Annotated in this window: 16 protein-coding genes and 1 tRNA gene; 5 read left to right on the top strand and 12 right to left on the bottom strand. The window is 61.7% G+C overall.

Features of this window, described 5'->3' with window-relative positions:
• Positions 1–144 precede the first annotated feature (144 nt).
• Both gcvP and DW189_RS13230 read right to left on the bottom strand, forming a co-directional pair.
• Positions 145–2,970, bottom strand: a complete 2,826-nt coding sequence (gene gcvP, locus DW189_RS13225) for an aminomethyl-transferring glycine dehydrogenase (RefSeq protein ID WP_117508519.1) — start codon at positions 2,968–2,970, stop codon at positions 145–147.
• A 241-nt stretch (positions 2,971–3,211) separates the two neighbouring features.
• Positions 3,212–4,882: a nucleoside kinase gene (locus DW189_RS13230; protein WP_117508520.1), complete on the bottom strand. Its 1,671-nt coding sequence runs from the start codon at positions 4,880–4,882 to the stop codon at positions 3,212–3,214.
• A gap of 70 nt (positions 4,883–4,952) precedes the next feature.
• Here DW189_RS13230 and DW189_RS13235 point away from each other — a divergent pair, with 70 nt between their 5' ends.
• The 4 genes from DW189_RS13235 (at position 4,953) to DW189_RS13250 (ending at position 10,409) form a co-directional block, all read left to right on the top strand.
• On the top strand, positions 4,953–6,377 hold the full coding sequence (locus DW189_RS13235; RefSeq protein WP_117508521.1) for a bifunctional metallophosphatase/5'-nucleotidase: 1,425 nt from the start codon (positions 4,953–4,955) through the stop codon (positions 6,375–6,377).
• A gap of 182 nt (positions 6,378–6,559) precedes the next feature.
• The gene (rpsA, locus tag DW189_RS13240) at positions 6,560–8,395 is read left to right on the top strand and encodes a 30S ribosomal protein S1 (RefSeq protein ID WP_018696096.1); all 1,836 of its coding nucleotides are present in this window, start codon (positions 6,560–6,562) and stop codon (positions 8,393–8,395) included.
• A gap of 352 nt (positions 8,396–8,747) precedes the next feature.
• Positions 8,748–9,401, top strand: a complete 654-nt coding sequence (locus DW189_RS13245; protein ID WP_117508522.1) for a DKNYY domain-containing protein — start codon at positions 8,748–8,750, stop codon at positions 9,399–9,401.
• An 87-nt stretch (positions 9,402–9,488) separates the two neighbouring features.
• On the top strand, positions 9,489–10,409 hold the full coding sequence (locus DW189_RS13250) for a DMT family transporter (protein ID WP_117508523.1): 921 nt from the start codon (positions 9,489–9,491) through the stop codon (positions 10,407–10,409).
• Positions 10,410–10,604: 195 nt separating this feature from the next.
• Here DW189_RS13250 and rplI read toward each other — a convergent pair whose 3' ends face one another.
• The 4 genes from rplI to DW189_RS13270 all read right to left on the bottom strand — a co-directional run bounded on the left by rplI (position 10,605) and on the right by DW189_RS13270 (position 12,569).
• Positions 10,605–11,045 carry a 50S ribosomal protein L9 gene (gene rplI / locus DW189_RS13255; protein WP_117508524.1) on the bottom strand — a complete coding sequence of 147 codons (441 nt, stop codon included), beginning with the start codon at positions 11,043–11,045 and terminating at the stop codon, positions 10,605–10,607.
• Positions 11,046–11,063: 18 nt separating this feature from the next.
• Positions 11,064–11,342: a 30S ribosomal protein S18 gene (rpsR, locus tag DW189_RS13260; RefSeq protein WP_018694586.1), complete on the bottom strand. Its 279-nt coding sequence runs from the start codon at positions 11,340–11,342 to the stop codon at positions 11,064–11,066.
• Between the two features lie 3 nt (positions 11,343–11,345).
• On the bottom strand, positions 11,346–11,690 hold the full coding sequence (rpsF, locus tag DW189_RS13265; protein WP_018694587.1) for a 30S ribosomal protein S6: 345 nt from the start codon (positions 11,688–11,690) through the stop codon (positions 11,346–11,348).
• Positions 11,691–11,993: 303 nt separating this feature from the next.
• Positions 11,994–12,569, bottom strand: coding sequence for an adenylate kinase (locus DW189_RS13270; RefSeq protein ID WP_018694588.1), 576 nt, complete (start codon positions 12,567–12,569; stop codon positions 11,994–11,996).
• Positions 12,570–12,663: 94 nt separating this feature from the next.
• On the opposite strand from DW189_RS13270, the gene thiL reads away from it, so the two are divergent.
• Positions 12,664–13,701 (top strand): thiamine-phosphate kinase, encoded by a 1,038-nt coding sequence (gene thiL / locus DW189_RS13275; protein WP_117508525.1) that lies wholly within the window; start codon positions 12,664–12,666, stop codon positions 13,699–13,701.
• Between the two features lie 274 nt (positions 13,702–13,975).
• On the opposite strand, the gene rpsT is transcribed toward thiL, so the two are convergent.
• The 6 genes from rpsT to DW189_RS13305 all read right to left on the bottom strand — a co-directional run bounded on the left by rpsT (position 13,976) and on the right by DW189_RS13305 (position 18,495).
• On the bottom strand, positions 13,976–14,227 hold the full coding sequence (gene rpsT / locus DW189_RS13280) for a 30S ribosomal protein S20 (protein WP_018694590.1): 252 nt from the start codon (positions 14,225–14,227) through the stop codon (positions 13,976–13,978).
• Between the two features lie 187 nt (positions 14,228–14,414).
• Positions 14,415–14,486 (bottom strand) — tRNA-Glu (locus DW189_RS13285).
• Between the two features lie 100 nt (positions 14,487–14,586).
• Complete coding sequence (locus DW189_RS13290; protein WP_232045461.1) at positions 14,587–15,405, bottom strand: ABC transporter ATP-binding protein; 819 nt, start codon at positions 15,403–15,405, stop codon at positions 14,587–14,589.
• A gap of 1 nt (position 15,406) precedes the next feature.
• Positions 15,407–16,414: an iron ABC transporter permease gene (locus tag DW189_RS13295; protein ID WP_117508526.1), complete on the bottom strand. Its 1,008-nt coding sequence runs from the start codon at positions 16,412–16,414 to the stop codon at positions 15,407–15,409.
• Complete coding sequence (locus tag DW189_RS13300) at positions 16,415–17,332, bottom strand: energy transducer TonB (RefSeq protein ID WP_117508527.1); 918 nt, start codon at positions 17,330–17,332, stop codon at positions 16,415–16,417.
• Positions 17,332–18,495, bottom strand: a complete 1,164-nt coding sequence (locus DW189_RS13305) for an ABC transporter substrate-binding protein (protein ID WP_162508137.1) — start codon at positions 18,493–18,495, stop codon at positions 17,332–17,334. Before DW189_RS13305 ends, DW189_RS13300 begins: the two co-directional genes overlap by 1 nt.
• Positions 18,496–18,533 lie beyond the last annotated feature (38 nt).

An 18,533-nucleotide genomic window follows, 5' to 3' on the forward strand; every position in this document is an offset into this window, starting at 1 on the left:
GATTATCTTTTGCTTTACACTTTTTTATACCTCTGTTTTTTATCCCCGGAACTTCATGCGGATTCCGGGGATCATTATTGTATGGCTTGCGGTGCCGGCGTGCGTGCCCGCGTTTTTGGTACGTAGTAGCCGGTTCGGGACAGCCTATTCGCAGTTGCGGCAGCAGAGGTTGCGGTCGCCGTAGCCGTTGTCGATCTTGGTCACGTAGGGGAAGAACTTGGCTTCGCGCACCCATGCGAGCGGGAATGCCGCCTCGGCGCGGGTGTAGGGATGCGTCCATTCGCCGGCGATCTCGGCGGCGGTGTGCGGCGCGTTGGCGACCACGTTGTCGGCCTGTCCCGCGGCGGCTTCGCACTCGCGCTTGATGCTCACCAGCGCTTCGATGAAGCGATCCATCTCGGCCTTCGGTTCCGATTCGGTCGGTTCGACCATCAGCGTCTCGTGCACGGGGAACGAGAGCGTCGGGGCATGGAACCCGTAGTCCATCAGGCGGTGGGCGATGTCGCCGCAGTCGACGCCGTAGTCCTTCTTGAAAGAGGTCAGGTCGAGGATCATCTCGTGTCCCACGCGGCCGGTCTCGCCCGAATAATAGGTGCGGTATTCCGGTGCCAGCGCCGAGGACATGTAGTTGGCATTGACGATCGCCATTTCGGTGGCGCGGCGCAGCCCGTTTCCACCCAGCATCTTGATATAACCGTAGGTTATGGGCAGCAGCATGGCGGAGCCCCAAGGGGCCGACGCCACGGCCGTGATACCCTCGTCGCCGCCCGTCGGCATAACCGGATGCGAGGGAAGGAACGCCCTAAGGTGCTCGGCGACGCAGATCGGGCCCACGCCCGGGCCGCCGCCCCCGTGGGGCATGGCGAAGGTCTTGTGCAGGTTGAGGTGGCAGACGTCGGCGCCGATGTAGCCGGGGTTGGTCAGCCCCACCTGTGCGTTCATGTTGGCGCCGTCCATGTAGACCTGTCCGCCTGCGTCGTGCACGGCGTCCACGATCTCGCGGATGCGGCTCTCGAACACGCCGTGCGTCGAGGGGTAGGTGACCATCAGCCCGCACAGCTCCGAACTGTATTCCCCGGCCTTGGCCTTGAGGTCTTCGACGTCGATGTTGCCCTTGTCGTCACAGGCCACCGTGACGATCTTCATGCCGGCCATGGCGGCCGACGCGGGGTTGGTGCCGTGCGCCGAGGCCGGGATCAGCACCACGTTGCGGTAGCCCTGTCCGCGGCTTTGGTGGTAGGCGCGGATCACCATCAGCCCGGCGTATTCGCCCGCAGCGCCCGAGTTGGGTTGCAGGGAGCAGGCCGCGAAGCCCGTGATCGTCGCCAGGTCGTTTTCCAACTCCGTGATTAACTGCATGTAACCTTCGGCCTGGTCGGCCGGGGCGAAGGGGTGCATCATCTGGAAGCCCGCCAGCGAGAGCGGCTGCATGAGCGCCGCGGCGTTGAGCTTCATGGTGCACGAACCTAAAGAGATCATCGAATTGGCGAGCGAGATGTCCCTCAGTTCGAGCTTCTTGATGTAGCGCATCAGGTCGCTTTCCGAGCGGTAGGTGTTGAAGACCGCCTCCGAGAGGTAGGCCGTGCGGCGGCGCAGGGCGGCCGGCACGCGGCTTTCGGTGACGGGCTTTACGGCCTTGGCTTTCCTGCCTTTGGCGGCGGCGAAGATGCGTATTACCTCGGCGACCTCTTCGGGGGTGGTCACCTCGTCGAACGACATGCGCACTGAGCCTTCGGTGGGGTAGTAGAAGTTGATGCCGCTTTCGAGTGCCAGCGACTGCACGACGGCGGCTTCGGCCGAGACTTCGAGCGTGTCGAAGAAGTCTGCGGCGGCGAGTTTGTAATCCATCGCCTGGAGTGCGTCGGCGACCGTTGCGGCGGCCAGGTGGGCCGTGTCGGCGGCGCGTTTCAGCCCCTCGGGGCCGTTGTAGACGCAGTAGAAGCCTACCATCGAGGCCATCAGCGCCGAGGCGGTGCAAATGTTCGACGTGGCGCGTTCGCGCTTGATATGCTGTTCGCGCATCTGGAGCGCCATGCGCAGCGCCTTGTTGCCGAGGCGGTCGACCGAGACGCCGATGATGCGGCCGGGCATGTTGCGCTTGTAGGCCTCGCGCGTGGCCATGTAGCCTGCGCCGGGGCCGCCGAAGCCCATCGGGGTGCCCAGGCGTTGCGTCGAGCCGACGGCGATGTCGGCACCCCACTCGCCGGGGGATTTGAGCAGCGCCAGCGAAAGCAGGTCGGCGGCAGCCGTGACCAGCACGCCCTTGGCATGTGCCGCGGCCGTGAAGTCCGTATAGTCGCGCACGGCGCCGTTGGCGGCCGGGTACTGGACGATGGCGCCGAACTCCTTGCCCGTGAAGCTGTATTCGTCGTATTCGTCGATGATCAGTTCGATGCCGAACGGTTCGCTGCGCGTGAGCAGCACGTCGAGCGTCTGCGGGAAAATGTTGCGGTCGACGAAGAGCTGGTTGCGACCCTCCCTGACCGCTTCGCGCGGGCGCAGCGCGAACATCATCAGCATGGCCTCGGCGGCGGCCGTGCCCTCGTCCAGGAGCGAGCAGTTGCCGATCTCCATGCCCGTGAGCGAGATCACGGCGGTCTGGAAGTTCAGCAGCGCCTCGAGGCGGCCCTGCGAGATCTCGGCCTGGTAGGGCGTGTAGGAGGTGTACCAGGCGGGGTTCTCGAAGACGTTGCGCACGATGGCGGCCGGGACGGCGCAGGGGTAGTAGCCCATGCCGATGAACGATCTGAGGCAGCGGTTGCGGTCGGCCAGCGAGCGGATGTGGGCGGCGAATTCGTATTCGCTCATCCCTTCGGCCGGCAGCGCGAGCGGCTTCTTGAGCCGGATGGACTGGGGGATGACCTGCGCGATCAGTTCGTCGACCGACTTTGCGCCGATCACTTCGAGCATGGCTTTGAGGTCTTTTTCGTTGCTGACGCCGATGTGGCGTTCGGAAAACTTGTCGAACATATTTGTCATCAATTGGTTATTGTGGTCGGATGCGCCGGGCGGCGCGTAATCTCCATGCAAAAATACTATTTTTACGAAGACCGCAAGCGTCTGCCGGGTTTATATTTTCCCCGTGGCGCAGGGATACGCCTCCGTCGGTCGTAGCCGGCCGCGCAGGCACCCGCAGGCCGCGAAACGGGGAGTTGCGGCGGACACCGTGGGGCGGCAGGCGAGGGCGTCTGTCCGGCGGGGCTTGCCGGAGTCAGTACTTGAAACTGCTGCCCCCGATGAACTCCCGGATGATAGACGTGGGCGGGATCTCGTCGGGCGGGATGGGGGTGAAGTTTTTCAGGAACTTCAGCATGCGCCGCGCCTCGTCGTACTCGGGTACCGTGTCGGGAACCTCGCGGAGGATCTTTTCGGCATAGGGGCGCAACACCGAGATTTCGTAGAAAAGCGACGAGTTGAGCATGACGTCGGCGTTTTCCTGGTAGGGGAAGATGTGCTTCTCCTCGCCGCGGCGGACGGAGCCCCAGCGCGAAAGCGTCGCCACGGCATCTGCGCCGCGTTGCGTATAGTCGCGCGTGAGGCGGCGCAGCAAGCGGTTGTCGGTCGTGGCGATGCGCGAGAGGTTGTCCATCGCCACCGACGTGAAGCACGAGATGTAGATGCGGAATTTCTGCGCTTCGGGGACGCTCGGGGTGAGGCGCGGGTTGAGCCCGTGGATGCCCTCGACGATCAGGATCGAACGCTCGTCGAGCGTCAGCGGGTTGTTGTGCCACGTGCGGCGGCCCGTGATGAAGTCGTAGCGCGGGATGTCGACGCTTTCGCCGCGCATCAGGCGGCAGAGGTGGTCGTTGAACAGCTCGAGGTCGATGGCTTCGAGCGCCTCGTAGTCGTAATCGCCGTCGGCGTCGCGCGGGGTCTTTTCGCGGTCGACGAAATAGTCGTCGAGCGAGATCAGCACCGGCTGCAGCCCCAGTACCCCGAGCTGGATGCCCAGCCGTTTGGCCGAGGTGGTCTTGCCGCTCGACGAGGGCCCCGAGATCAGCACCATGCGTACGCCGCGCGAGATGTTGGCGTCGTAGATCGTGTCGGCGACCCATGCGAACTTGCGTTCGTGGAACGCTTCGGCCAGTTTGATCATGCCGCCCGCGTCGCCCGCGAGCACCTTGGAGTTGACGGCGCCCACGGTGGGCACGCCCATGATCCGCACCCAGGACTGGTATTCCTGGAAGATGCCGAACATCTTTTCCTGTTCGACGTTGGTGTTGAGCCGGTCGGGCGCCGTGCGCAGCGGCAGGGCAAGGTAGAATCCGTTGTAGTAGGGTTCGATGCCGAACAGGTCGACGAACCCCGTCGAGGGCGCCAGCGCGCCGTAGAAATAACCGTCGGTGTCGCCGAGCGTATAGAGGTCGCTGTAAAGCCGCGGGCGGGTGTCCAGCAGGGCGATCTTGTCGGTGAGGCCCTGGGCTGCATAGCGGGCGCGGACTTCGCTCGTGAGGATCTTCATGCGGCTGATCGGCAGGTCTTGCGCCACCAGGTCGCGCATGCGCCCTTCGAGTGCCTCGGCCAGCCCGGGCGTGAATTCGTCGATGCCCTCGATCTCGCAGTAAAAGCCGTTCTGCCCCATCGAATGGCGGATATGGAGCGTCTTGCCCGGAAAGAGGTCGCGGGCGGCTTTCTGCAGGATGAACCACGACGTGCGCTGGTAGACGCGGATGCCGGCGAAGGAGGTGATGTCCACGAAACGGACGGTCACCGGGGTATATATTTTGTAATACAGTTCCTTGATGCGGTTGTTGACCAGGGCGGCAAGGAACGGGTAGGGCCCCGGCGCGACCCGCTTTGCGACCTCGGAAAGCGGGGTGCCCATCGGCACCTCGACCGTGCCGCCGAGGTTTTCGCATATGATTTCGATGATATTTGTCATAAGATTTTCAGGCTTGAAAACATGTAAAGATATGAATAATTTATAACTTTGACAAACTAAAACCTGTGTTATGAAAGGAATACTGAGGATGGGGCTGGTCGCCGTTGCGGCGCTCGCCGCGGCCTGCGCACCCCGCGAAAGGACGCTCGTGTTGCTGTCGACGAACGACATGCATGCAAAGATACAGAATTTCCCGCGGCTGGCGTCGGCCGTCGAGGCGTGCCGCGATACGGCCCAACTCGTGGTGCTGGTCGATGCCGGCGACCGCTGGACGGGGAATGCCTATGTGGACATGGCGCCGACGCCCGGTATGCCGATGATTGCCCTGATGAACGAACTGGGGTATGACGTGGCGACGCTGGGCAACCATGAATTCGACCACGGGCAGGCGTTCCTGGGGCGGATGATCGACAGCATGGACTTCGAGGTGGTCTGCGCCAACGTGGTGAGCGACACCTGCACCTTCCCGCAGTTGCCGCCCTACACGATCGTCGACCGGGACGGGATCCGGATCGGGTTCGTCGGCGTGGTGACCAACTACGAGGGGCCGGGGCATCCGGCGGGCAATGAATCGAGTTTCGCGGGGCTGGAGTTTCCCGACCCGCAGGCGATGGCCCTGAAATATGCCGCGGAGCTGCGGCCCGAGTGCGACGTGCTGGTACTCGTGTCGCACATGGGCGACGACCGCGATGCGGAACTGCTCGCCAAGGGGCAGTCGCAGTACGACGTGGTGATCGGCGGGCATACGCACGAAGAGGTCGATACGCTCATCGGCGGCACGCTGCTGACGCAGACGGGCAAAGACCTGCGGAACATCGGCGTGACGACCGTACGGATGAAGGGGCATAAGGTGTCTGGGGTTGATTACCGGATCGTCCCGCTGGCCGATTACGAACCCGATATCCTCTACCAGAAGCAGGTCGAGGCTTACTATGCCGACCCGGAGCTGAACAAACCCGTCGGGCGTTTTGGCAATGCCGCCGACAAGTGGGGACTTGCCAACTGGATGGCCGCGGCGGTCGCCGACGAGGCCGATGCCGACGTCGGTTTCTACCACATCGGCGGCGTGCGCCTCGATTCGATCCCCGCGGGCGGGGTGAGCGCGGCGAAGGTATACGGACTGGAGCCGTTCGGGACGCTGGTGGCCCGGATGGAGATGACGCCCGCCCAGATGCGCCGCATGATCGTGTCGAAGTACAACGACCCGGTGAACGCCAAGGAGGCGCACCGCATCGACCTGATTTCGACCACGCCCTATATGATCGTCACCGATGCGGCGGACAACGCCCTCGACGTGCAGTTCCCGAAGCTGCGCGAGGGGCGGAAGTACAAGGTCGCCGTGAGCGACTATATCTACCGGAATTACAAGGATATGGAATATACCGGCGGGGAAATCACCGACGAGAAGGTGGCCGACATCCTGCTCGAAGAGCTCAGGGACGACAGCCCGCTGAAGATCGACAACACCCCGCGGCAGCGGGTGGTGCGCAAATAGGCGCCGCGGACGACGCCCGGAGGCTTCCGCGGGACGCAAATAACCGCCTGATTTTTTGCAGATTCGCAAAAAACCGTTACCTTTGTAGCCCTCACGTATGCGCATAAGGCGCGTAGGCGGGAGCTACGAGTTTAATTATTAATCATTTAACGAGCGATTGTATCGCAAAAAGAATTTCCATCATGGAAGAAACGAAAAATGTAGTCACGAACGAGAATTTCGACTGGAACGCGTATGAAAACGACCTGGGAGTCTATGACCATCCCAAGGAGGAGATCGCAGAGGCTTACGACAAGACGCTTTCGAACGTCAACGTCGGCGAGGTCGTGGAAGGTACCGTTACGGGCATTACCAAGCGCGAGGTTCTCGTGAACATCGGCTACAAGAGCGAGGGTGTCATTCCCGTTTCCGAGTTCCGCTACAACCCCGACCTGAAGGTCGGCGATAAGATCGAGGTCTATGTCGAGTCGGCCGAGGACAAGGGCGGACAGCTGGTTCTTTCGCACAAGAAGGCACGTCAGCTCAAATCGTGGGATCGTGTGAACGAGGCCCTCGAAAAGGACGAAATCATCAAGGGTTACATCAAGTGCCGCACCAAGGGCGGTATGATCGTCGACGTATTCGGCATCGAGGCGTTCCTGCCCGGTTCGCAGATCGACGTGAAGCCCATCCGCGACTACGATGTATACGTGGACAAGACCATGGAGTTCAAGGTGGTGAAAATCAACCAGGAGTTCCGCAACGTGGTCGTTTCGCACAAGGCGCTCATCGAGGCCGAACTCGAAGCGCAGAAGCAGGTTATCATGTCGAAACTCGAGAAGGGCCAGATCCTCGAGGGTACCGTCAAGAACATCACCTCGTACGGCGTATTCGTCGACCTGGGCGGTGTGGACGGCCTGATCCATATCACCGACCTCTCGTGGGGCCGCGTGAACCACCCCGAAGAGATCGTGGCGCTCGACCAGAAGATCCAGGTCGTTATCCTCGATTTCGACGACGCCAAGAAGCGTATCGCACTGGGCCTGAAGCAGCTCACCCCGCATCCGTGGGAGGCGCTCGACCAGAACCTCAAGGTCGGCGACAAGGTCAAGGGCCGCGTGGTCGTGATGGCCGACTACGGTGCATTCGTGGAGATCGCCCCCGGTGTTGAGGGACTGATCCACGTGTCGGAGATGTCGTGGAGCCAGCACCTGCGTTCGGCGCAGGAGTTCATGAAGGTCGGCGACGAAGTCGAGGCTGTCATCCTGACGCTCGACCGCGAGGAGCGCAAGATGTCGCTGGGCATCAAGCAGCTTACGCCCGATCCCTGGGAAAATATCGAAACCAAGTATCCCGTCGGCACGAAGTGCACGGCCAAGGTGCGCAACTTTACCAACTTCGGTATCTTCGTCGAGATCGAGGAGGGTATCGACGGCCTGATCCACATTTCCGACCTGAGCTGGACGAAGAAGGTAAAGCACCCCGGCGAATTCACGTCGGTGGGCGCTGATATCGACGTCGTGGTGCTCGAGATCGACAAGGAGAACCGCCGTCTGTCGCTGGGCCACAAGCAGCTCGAGGAGAACCCCTGGAACGAGTTCGAGAACCAGTTCTCGGTAGACAGCATCCACGAGGGTACGATCACCGAGATGACCGACAAGGGCGCAGTTGTCGCACTGGGCGAGAACGTGGAGGGCTTCTGCCCCGCACGCCAGCTCACCAAAGAGGACGGCACGACGCCGAAGGTGGGCGACAAGCTCGACTTCAAGGTGCTCGAGTTCTCGAAGGCTACCAAGCGTATCACCCTTTCGCACCTGCGTACGTACGAGGAGGCCAAGCGTGCCGAAGTGGCAGCCGAGAAGGCTGAGAAGCGTGCCGCCGCCGATGCTACGAAGTCGACCGTGAAGAAGATCAACGCTTCGGTCGAGAAGACGACGCTGGGCGACATCGCAGGTCTGGCCGCGCTGAAGAGCGCCATGGAGGCTGCCGAGGCGAAGAACGCCAAGAAGGCTGCCAAGGAAGAGAAGGCCGAGGAGTAATCCCCGTACGGAGGGACGGTGCAGCCGTCCGCCGATATATCGAAAGAACCGCAGGCGTTACGCCTGCGGTTCTTTTTTTGTGGGCGCGTTTGTGGGCGCAGGGGAAGGAGGGGCAGATGGTCGCGGTTGGGAAAAGGATTGCGGGGCGGGGTGCGGGTAGACCTGGGCGAAGGATAGGCCGGGAGCGGTGAAGGACTGCGGCGGGTTGAGGCGGAGGACAGGGCTTTTCGCCCCACTCCGGGAAAGTTTGCCGCCGATTTCTTGGACGCGTGGCGATAACTCCGTATATTTCGGGCCGAATCGTAAAATATAATCAGGAACTAAATATAATCATGAACGGATACCGCGCCTTATGAAAAAGCTGATATTATCCCTGTTTTCGCTGTTTTCGGTGTTTGCGGGTGTCCCGCACTGCCTGGGAAATCCTGCCCCCGAGGAGGTTCGGGCGTCGCAGCCCAACCGGGAGAGGCGGCACGGGGCTTACTCGAAGGATAACTGGACGGTGTATTACGAGGGCAGGAAGGTGAAGGGCGCTTCGGCATCGTCGTTCACGGATCTCGGCGGTGGGTACGGTAAGGACGACTGGACGGTGTTCTACCGCGGCCGGAAGGTGGAAGGGGCGTCGGCCTCGTCGTTCGAGAGCCTCGGGAACGGGATGGGGAAAGACAACTGGCATACCTACCAGTACGGGGAACGCTATGACGGGAGCACGTTGTCGGGCGAAAGGCTGGGCGGCGGTTACTCGAAGGACAGCTGGACGGTGTATTACCGCGGCCGGAAGGTGGACGGGGCGTCGGCGATGACCTTCGAGAGCCTCGGGAACGGATACGGAAAGGATGCCTGGAAGGTATTTTACAGGGGCGGAGCGGTGAAGGGCGCCTCGGCACAGACGTTCGAAGAACTCGGGGAAGGATACGGGAAAGACGCATGGAAAGTCTATTACCGGGGAAAAGAGCTGCCGGGGGCGTCGCCCGGTTCGTTCGAGGTGCCGCGCGACAGCTGGTGAGAAATGGCCGCCACCGCTATAACGGCAGTGCCCTTCCGAACGGAAAGGCACTGTTTTTGTTTCCCGCAGGGTAAACCCCGAGACGGAATGAGCAGATTCAAGCCCCACATCGCCCTGCTGATATGCAATATCGTATGGGCCATGGATTACCCGTTTTACAACATCGTATTGCCGCACTATGTCCATCCGATGGCCATGGTGGCGGGGTCGCTGGTCGTCACGGCGCTTTTTTCGCTCGTGCCGCTGCTGTGGCAGAAGGCCGAACGGGTCGCGCGCGCCGACATCCGCAAGCTGATCGGCGCCGCGCTGCTGATCGGCGTGCTGCGCAAGGTATTCATCATGTACGGGCTTTCGATGACTTCGCCCATCGACGGCTCGATCATCGACACCATCGTCCCGCTGCTGGTGCTGCTGCTCTCCGTATTGCTGGGCATGGATCGCTTCACGAAGCTCAAGGTCGCGGGGCTGCTGCTCGGCATGGCGGGCGCCGTGGCGGTGGTGCTGACGGGCGCCTCGTCGTCGCATCAGCATTCGCATGTCTGGGGCAACGTGATGATCATGCTTTGCGCCTGCGCCACGGCGCTGTACATGGTCTGGTTCAAAGCCCTGGTTGCCAGGTACCGCATCACCACCGTGCTGCGCTGGGTATATTGCGTGGCGGCCGTCGTTGCGCTGCCCTTCGGGCTGAAGGAGATCATCCACACCGACTATGCCGCCATAGCCGGCCATGCGCTTTTCCCGACGCTCTTCGTGCTGACGGTGCCGACCTACCTGCCGAACCTGATGCTGAATTATGCGCTCAAGAGTGTGCCGGCCACGGTGTCGAGCATCTATACCTACCTGCAGCCTGTGCTGGCGATCGCCATTTCGGTCGGGATGGGGCTGGACAAGCTCCATCCCGATACGGTGGTCTTCGCGCTGGTGATCTTCGTCGGCGTGGCGCTCGTGCTGCGTTCCTACTCCGTGCCGCCGCGCCATCCCGATCCGCCGGCCGCGCCGCCGCACTGACCCGGGGCGGGGAATCCGGCAGCATCGAACAGTCCGGAATGCGGGTTGGTAGGACACACGGCGTGCCCGTCCCCGAATTCGGTGGATACGAATATCTGGACGGAGTATTGCCTGAATGCAAAAAGGAGAGCCTTTGGCTCTCCTTTTTTAGGGTGCGGGTAGTTGCAGGGCGGAACCCTTGCAACCTCCTGCGGACTATTCTGCGGCGGTAACCGAGAATTTGATGACTGCCTTGACCTCCTTGTGGAGTTTGGCGGTTGCTTCGTATTCGCCGACGGTCTTGATGCCCTCTACGGCGATCAGCTTGCGGTCGAGTTCGATGCCTTTGGCAGCCAGGGCCTCGGCCAGGTCGGTGGCGGTAACCGTACCGAAGAGCTTGCCCTCCTCGGCCTTCACGGCCAGCGTGAGCGGCAGGTTGGCGATGGTCTCGGCGAGTGCCTGTGCGTCGGCAAGGATCTTGGCGTCCTTGTGGACGCGCTGGCGGAGGTTCTCGGCGAGCACCTTCTTGGCGGATGCGGTGGCAGCCTTTGCGTAACCCTGGGGAATCAGGTAGTTGTTCGCATAACCGGGCTTTACGGTCACGATGTCGTTGGCGTAGCCCAGGTTTTCCATATCTTTGATCAGAATAACTTCCATTGTCTCTTCCTCCTTTAATTATTTCATGCAATCGGTTACGAAGGGCAGGATGGCCAGGTGGCGCGCACGCTTCACGGCCTGTGCCACCTTCTTCTGGAACTTCTGCGAAGTACCCGTCAGGCGGCGGGGAAGGATCTTACCCTGCTCGTTGAGGAATTTCTTGAGGAACTCCCCGTCCTTGTAATCCACGTATTTGATGCCGAGCTTCTTGAAGCGGCAGTATTTCTTTTTCTTGACGTCGACCGATACCGGGTTGAGGTAACGGATTTCAGACTGTGCCTTGTTCTCCTGTGCCATGGTTTACTCCTCCTGTTTGTTAGAAAGTTTTGCACGACGCTTCTCCGAGTATTCCACGGCGAACTTGTCCTGCTTGAAAGTAAGGAAACGGATGATGCGCTCATCGCGGCGGTACTGCGTTTCGAGCGTGCCTATGAGCGAGCCCTCGCCCGTGAACTCGACCAGGAAGTAAAAACCGGTGGTCTTCTTCTGAATAGGGTAGGCGAGCTTGCGAAGGCCCCACGACTCCTTGTTCACAATCTGACCGCCGTTCTCGGTGATGACACCCTGGAATTTGTCAGCGACCTCCTGCACCTGTGCATCGGACAGAACCGGCGTGACAATGAAAACGGTTTCGTAATTGTTCATAATACGTATTAAAATTAGTTAATTGCCCCTCAATGGGGTTGCAAATATACGGATTATTTGTAAAATAGCAAAGCCGCGCACCTTTTTTTCGGTTTTATCGCCGTATCTTTGAGCCGATTCCGCCGCCGGGGTCAGTCCCGGGTGTACGGACAGCGGCCGCAAAGGCGGGGAAAGTGCCGGGGCGTGTCTGCCTCCGGAGCCGGAAACGGGCGGTGCCGGCCCTCGCCCTGCTGCGGAAAAGGGGATGGAAATGGAGCCCGGAACAGGATTTGCCCCGGGTTTCGGCGGTCGGCCGGCGGCGGCCTATTGCAACTGGTCGATCACGTCGGTGATGCGCGAGAAGACCTCCTCCATCGAACCCGTGCCGTTGACCGAGGCGTATTTGCCCCGGGCGGCGTAGTAGTCCGAGACGACGGCGGTCTGCTGGCGGTAGACGTCGAGGCGGCCGCGGATCACCTCCTCGGAGGCGTCGTCGGCGCGTCCCGAATCCTTGCCGCGGAGCAGGATGCGCTGGACGAGCTCCTCTTCGGGGACGTGGATGTCGACCATGATGTCGACCTTCAGCCCGTGCCGGGCGAGGAGCTTGTCGAACTCCTCGGCCTGTACCGTGGTGCGGGGGAAGCCGTCGAAGATACAGCCCTTGGCATGTTTGTGCTGGGCGACATAGTTGGCGACCATGCCGATGACGATTTCGTCGGGGGCCAGTTTGCCAGCCTCGATGTAAGATTCCATGCTGCGTCCGAGTTCCGTGCCGCGGCGGATCTCGTCGCGGATAACCTCGCCCGTCGAGACATGCTCGATGCCGTAGTGTGCTTTGAGCCGTTGTGCCTGCGTGCCTTTGCCGCAGCCCGGTGCACCGAATAAGACGATGTTTATCATATGTAGAAGCCGAATTTGGGATTTACCGGACAAAAATACGCTAAATTTTTGGGAAAGAGTAAAGAATCCGTAATTTTGTAAAAAAATTTATAATATGGAAAAGAAACGACGCACCGAAATAGCCGAGCTGGGTGAATTCGGCCTGATAGACCTGTTGACCAAAGGGTTCGACCCGGCGGATGCTTCGACGCTCCGCGCCGCGGGCGACGATGCGGCGGTCGTCATGCCGCCGTCCGGCGAGGCGGTGCTCTGTTCGACGGACGCACTGCTGGAGGGCATAGACTTCGACCTGACCTATTTCCCCCTCAGGCACCTGGGATACAAGGCCGTGACGGTGGCCGCAAGCGATATCCTGGCGATGAACGCACTGCCCTCGCAACTGATGGTGTCGCTCGGTGTGTCGTCCAAGCTGTCGGTGGAGGCGTTGCAGGAGCTGTACGAGGGAATTGCCTTCGCATGCAGGGAGCAGGAGATCGACCTCGTGGGGGGCGATACGAAGGCTTCGATGACCGGACTGGTGCTGGGCCTCACGGCGCTGGGACATGCCCCGAATGAGAAGGTCGTGTCGCGCGGCGGCGCACAGCAGAACGACCTGATCTGTATTTCGGGCAACCTCGGTGCGGCGTACATGGGGCTGCGGCTGCTGGAGCGTGAGAAGCGGGTGCTTGCCGACGTGAAAGACCCCGAACCGAAGTTCGCAGGGTACGAATACCTGCTGGAGAAGTATCTCAAGCCGCGTCTGCGCAAGGACATTGTGGAGGCATTGGCCGAGGAGGGCATCGTACCGACGTCGATGATCGACCTTTCGGACGGGCTTTCCAGCGACCTGATGCAGATTTGCAAGGCGTCGAAATGCGGGGCCCGCATATACCTCGACCGGATGCCGATTGCAAAGCAGACCTATGCCTTGGCCGAAGAGATGAATGCCGATCCGGTCGTGGCGGCGCTCAACGGCGGTGAAGACCACGAATTGCTGTTCACGGTGCCGCTGGCGTTGCAGGAGCAGGTGATGCGCATGGGGTGCGTCGATGTCATCGGCCATATAACGCCCGAGTCGACGGGGATATACATGGTGACGCCCGACGGTTCGGACATTCGGCTGCGGGCGCAGGGGTTTCCCGAGAAGGAGTGATTCCGGGGACGGATCCGGGTTTTCCGGGAAGGAGTGAGGCTGCCGGAGGATCAGGGGATCCCCGGGAAGGGTAGTGCCGCGCGGGGATGCCCCGGCGGAGAAAAACGGAAGCCGTCCGCAGCGATGCGGACGGCTTTGTCGTACAGGCGGTATGCCGGAGCGTATGTGTGCGCTGTACTTGGGCTGGCGGGACGGTGGCTGATACCGTTGTTTTGCGCAGGGGAATAAAAAAGCTGCCACAGGGGCAGCTTCTGGCTTTGCATCCGGCCGGGGTTTAGAGTGCGTTCACGTGCAGCTGGAGGGCGCTCTTCAGGTTTGCGGCCTTGTTCTTGTGCACTATATTGTGCTTGGCGAGCTTGTCCAGCATGGTGGTTACCTTGGGAAGCAGGGCTTCGGCGGCACTCTTCTCCGAGGTGTTGCGCAGTGCTTTTACGGCATTACGTGCTGTCTTGTGGTACAGACGGTTGTGGGCACGTTTGGCCGCGGTTTGGCGAATGCGTTTTTTCGATGACTTATGGTTTGCCATAATTCTGTGTTTTTTATTTTTTACTTTTTCAGTTGCTAAATCGGTTCCAGCCGTAGCTGTGTGCGGATAGGCCTGAAGCCCGCTCCTTGAAAAGTATTCACCCGTAGAGGTCTGCCGTTTTTGCTGTCCCGGTTGCCGGTCGGGAGCCCCCCCCGGTTCCGTGCCGCTCCGCAGCCCTCCTCGTTCGTAGCCCATAGGAGAGTCGAACTCCTCTTTCAAGAATGAAAATCTTGCGTCCTAACCGATAGACGAATGGGCCAATACCACTATCGCATACCCCCGAAAGGGTGGCTTTAGCGGTGCAAAGGTAAATAAAAAAGTGAGTTTAACAAAAAATTGGCGGAAAAATATTGGATATTCTACTTTTTTGCGAGCCGGATGGTCAGCGTCGCAGGGTCGAACGAGATGCCTGCGCCGGCGAAAAGCCGTTCGATATGGCCGCTCGCCGCCATGTCGGCCGCCGACATGCAGTGCAGTGCGGGGGTGTCGATGAGCGCTGTGGCGTCGCAGAGCCCGAGCGCCACGTCGAGGTCGTGCGTCGAGAAGAAGATGCATTTGCCCTCTTCGTGTGCCAGGCGGCGCAGCAGCGACGCCAGTTCGTAGCGGTTCGGAAGGTCGAGGAAGGCCGTGGGCTCGTCGAGCAGGATCACGGGGGTGTCCTGCGCCAGAGCGCGTGCGATCAGGATGCGCTGGCATTCGCCGTCGGACATGCGATCCATGGTCTTGCGGGCGAACGACGACATGCCCACCAGCGAGAGCGAGCGTGACACGATGTCGCGGTCGGCCTGCTGCATGCGCCCGATCCAGTTGGTGTAGGGCGCGCGGCCCAGGGCGACGACATCCTCGCAGGCCAGGTTGGCGATGCGTATCTTGTCGGTGGTGACGAAGCTGACGGTGGAGGCGCGTTGCAGCGCGGTGAGTGCGGCGAGGGGCTTGCCGCAGAGCCGGATCTCGCCGGTGGCCGTGCCCAGCCCGGCGATCGCCCGCAGCAGGGTGCTTTTGCCCGTCCCGTTGCGGCCTATGAGCGCCGTGATCGACCCTTGCGGGAGCACGGCGTCGGCGTCGCGTAACAGGACGCGGCGGCCGTAGGCGAGGGTGAGGCCGTGCAGCGAGATGCCCGGTGTCCCGGGTGCGGGGCCTGTGTGCGGTCGGGGGGTATGGAGGGTGTCGGCTGCCATCTTAGAAGAGGTTACGGTTGCGGACGACGACGATGATGACCACCGGGATGCCCATCAGGGCCGTGACGGTGTTGATCGGCAGCGCCAGGGTTTTCGAAATGAGGTCGCAGACCAGCAGCAGGGCAGCGCCCGCGAGCATTGATCCCGGCATGAGGATGCGGTGGTCGGCGCTGGCGAAGAGCATGCGTGCCAGGTGCGGGACGGCCAGTCCGATGAAGCCCACGGGGCCGCAGAAAGCGGTGACGGTACCGGCCAGCAGTACGGTGGAGAGGAACAGCAGCGTACGGGTGCGTTGCACGTTGAGCCCCATCGTGCGGGCATAGTTTTCGCCCAGCAGCAGCAGGTTGAGCGGCTTGATGGCGGCGACGCTGAGCACGAGCCCCGCGGCGACGACGGGGAGCATCAGGGCGAGGTTGCCGCCCGTGACGTCGCCCAGCGACCCCATCGTCCAGATGACGAACGATTTGAGCGCCGCCTCGCTCGACAGGTATTGGAGTATCTCGACTACGGAACTGATGCCCGAGCCGAACATCATGCCCAGGATGAGGATGACCATGATGTCCTTGATGCGGCGGCTGACCGCCATCACAACCAGCAGCACGAGTGCCGCGCCGAGCCATGCCGCGCCGGCGATGCCCAGCGACTGTACGAACGAGTGCGCCGAGACGCCCAGCAGCGGGGCTCCGAGCAGGAACAGCGCTACACCCAGCCCGGCGCCCGAGCTGATGCCCAGCACATAGGGCCCGGCCAGCGGGTTGCGGAAAAGGGTCTGCATCTGCAGGCCGCTGGCGGCGAGCGCCGCGCCGGCCAGGAGTGCCGTGACGGCTTTGAGCAGCCGTATCCGCAGGATGATGTCCCGGATGGCGGGGTCGCAGTCGCCGCCCGTGAGCGCCGCCCAGATGTCGGCGGGTGCCACGGAGACCGAGCCGACCAGGAGGTCGGCCGTGAAGAGCGCCACGGTCAGCAGCGCAAGTGCCGTGAAGAGGAATGCGGTTCTGCCGGGGGCCATTTAGCGGTACTGGAATTTGAAGGAGGTTTCGTAACGTACGTCGACGGGGACGCCGTTGGCCGTGCCGGGCGTCCACCTGGGGGATTTCTTCAGGGTCTCGATGGTCTTTTCCCGGCAGACGTCGTTGTGGGCGCGGAGGATCTCGATGTCGCGCAGTTTGCCCTTCTTGTCGACCGTGAAGGCGACCCGCACGGTGCCGGAGGCGGCACGCTGGTATTCGCCGCTCTTGTGGCGGATATTCCGGAAGAACCACGGGTAGAGCCGCGAGGCGTATTCTCCCTGGAAGAGCGGATAGACGATCTGCACGTTGAGTTTATTCCCCTGTGCGTCGACCGCATGGCATTTGATCGGACGAAGGTGCCGGAAGTCGACGGGCAGCAGGTTGCGGATTTCGACCGGCTCGCCGTCGACCAGGCCGGGCGACCAGGCCGGGGCTTCCATGACTATGCTGCGGACTTTGCGCAGCGCCCGGGGATCGCAGGCCGAGACGCTTTCGCAGCCGGTGATGCGCCCGTCCCTGCCGATGGTGACCACGGCGTTGACGACCTCGCTGCGGAGCTGGGCGTACTCGTTGTCCGACACGAAGGGCAGGCGGCTGCACACCCAGCGGACGAAATATTCGAAGTCCTGGTTGTAGAACTGGGGGATTTTCACCCGTGTGCCGAGGCGGTTGCCCAGGGTGTCGATGGCGAAGACTTCATAGCCCTGCCGCACCATGGCGATGCCGTCGTTGAAAGGATAGGCCTTGGTATACCGGCAGGGGATGACCTCGGCGCCGTTGCGGTCGGCGAAGCCGTAGAGCGAACCCTGCTTGATGACAGCGCGGCCGTCCGAGAAGTAGCGGAACCACGGTTCCGCGCCCGAGGCCGCCGTTTGCAGCCAGAGCAGGGCCGAGAGGAGTATTGCGAGCCGCTTCATTATTCGAGCCGTTTATAATAGTAGAGTTCCGCGGTGTCGACCGCCTGGGGGTTGAAGACGGTGCACAGGTCGCGCAGCACCAGGTCGGGGCGTATGACGCCCGACTCCCAGAAATCGGAGCCTCCGGCAGGGGTCTGGCGGCGGTTGTTGTTGAAGACCTGCCGGTTGCTAACGGCGGGGACGTCCGCGAATTTGGGGTTTTGAGCCGTGAGTTCGGCCAGGGTGTTGCACGGGCCGACGTTGATCCACGTGTCGGCGGACGAAGCCAGCAGGTAGGCCTCCTCAAGGTCGACGGCGACCGAGGTGTCTGAGGCGTTTTTCGTGTAGACGTATTCGCCGCCGGCGTCTTCGATCAGGCGCACCATGAAACTCCGCGACGAGGGCATGAACCAGGTGTCGCGGTAGGGCGTGTTGAGCATGACTTTCGGGCGTGGGCTCCGGGCTGCTTTGGCGATTCGGTTCTTGAGCGCGTTGTAGCGTGCGGCGATTCCGCGGAAAGTCTCGGCACCCTTGTCGCGGACGTTGCACAGTTCGGCGGCCACCATCAGCCATTCGGCCTTGCCCAGAGGCGACTCTTCCATATAGTCCCCGATATATATATAAGGAATGCCCAGTTCGCGGAGCTTGCCCGTGACGACGGTATTTTCGCCCGTCACGCCGTAGAGCAGGACGAGGTCGGGCCGCATGGAGGCCAGCAGTTCGAAGTTGAGGTTGGTGTCGTATCCCACGTCGCGCACTTCGCCGCAGTAGCGGTGTTCGTTGACGTAGGTGTTGCTGATGTAGTCGATGCCCGAAACACCGGAGATGCGCCGCACCTCGCCCAGGGCGTCGAACATGGCCACGTGGCTCGAAGACATGCAGACGACGTGCCGCACGGGGGCTTTCACGACCTGGGCGTCGAGGCCCGCCGGGGCTTTGGCCCCCTCGCGCAGGATGAGCAGGTGCTGCTCGACGTTGCCGGCCCCCTGCCAGGGGTTGCGGACGGTGACCAGGGTCGCGGCATCCTTGTCCCGGCCGCGGATGTCGAATCCCGAAGCATACTCGGGCGTGTAGATTTCGACTGTGAAGTCTGCGGCGGAGCGTGTCGCGGAGCCTCCGCAGCCGCTGGCCAGGAGCCCGGTGAGTACCGCTATGAGAAGTGCGAATCGTTTCATTGAGGACAAAATTAGAAAAAAATCTTGCAGAAATGTGACGATTTGTG

The sequence above is a fragment of the Alistipes sp. AM16-43 genome (assembly GCF_003435745.1).
Classification (GTDB): Bacteria; Bacteroidota; Bacteroidia; order Bacteroidales; family Rikenellaceae; genus Alistipes; species Alistipes onderdonkii.

Coding starts and splice junctions, on each gene's coding strand:
- DW189_RS13300 (WP_117508527.1), bottom strand. CDS start 17,332: ATGAAGCGGCTCGCAATACTCCTCTCGGCCCTGCTCTGGCTGCAAACG.
- rpsF (WP_018694587.1), bottom strand. CDS start 11,690: ATGAACAATTACGAAACCGTTTTCATTGTCACGCCGGTTCTGTCCGAT.
- rpsA (WP_018696096.1), top strand. CDS start 6,560: ATGGAAGAAACGAAAAATGTAGTCACGAACGAGAATTTCGACTGGAAC.
- DW189_RS13250 (WP_117508523.1), top strand. CDS start 9,489: ATGAGCAGATTCAAGCCCCACATCGCCCTGCTGATATGCAATATCGTA.
- DW189_RS13245 (WP_117508522.1), top strand. CDS start 8,748: ATGAAAAAGCTGATATTATCCCTGTTTTCGCTGTTTTCGGTGTTTGCG.
- DW189_RS13290 (WP_232045461.1), bottom strand. CDS start 15,405: ATGGCAGCCGACACCCTCCATACCCCCCGACCGCACACAGGCCCCGCA.
- DW189_RS13295 (WP_117508526.1), bottom strand. CDS start 16,414: ATGGCCCCCGGCAGAACCGCATTCCTCTTCACGGCACTTGCGCTGCTG.
- gcvP (WP_117508519.1), bottom strand. CDS start 2,970: ATGTTCGACAAGTTTTCCGAACGCCACATCGGCGTCAGCAACGAAAAA.
- DW189_RS13230 (WP_117508520.1), bottom strand. CDS start 4,882: ATGACAAATATCATCGAAATCATATGCGAAAACCTCGGCGGCACGGTC.
- thiL (WP_117508525.1), top strand. CDS start 12,664: ATGGAAAAGAAACGACGCACCGAAATAGCCGAGCTGGGTGAATTCGGC.
- rpsR (WP_018694586.1), bottom strand. CDS start 11,342: ATGGCACAGGAGAACAAGGCACAGTCTGAAATCCGTTACCTCAACCCG.
- rplI (WP_117508524.1), bottom strand. CDS start 11,045: ATGGAAGTTATTCTGATCAAAGATATGGAAAACCTGGGCTACGCCAAC.
- rpsT (WP_018694590.1), bottom strand. CDS start 14,227: ATGGCAAACCATAAGTCATCGAAAAAACGCATTCGCCAAACCGCGGCC.
- DW189_RS13235 (WP_117508521.1), top strand. CDS start 4,953: ATGAAAGGAATACTGAGGATGGGGCTGGTCGCCGTTGCGGCGCTCGCC.
- DW189_RS13270 (WP_018694588.1), bottom strand. CDS start 12,569: ATGATAAACATCGTCTTATTCGGTGCACCGGGCTGCGGCAAAGGCACG.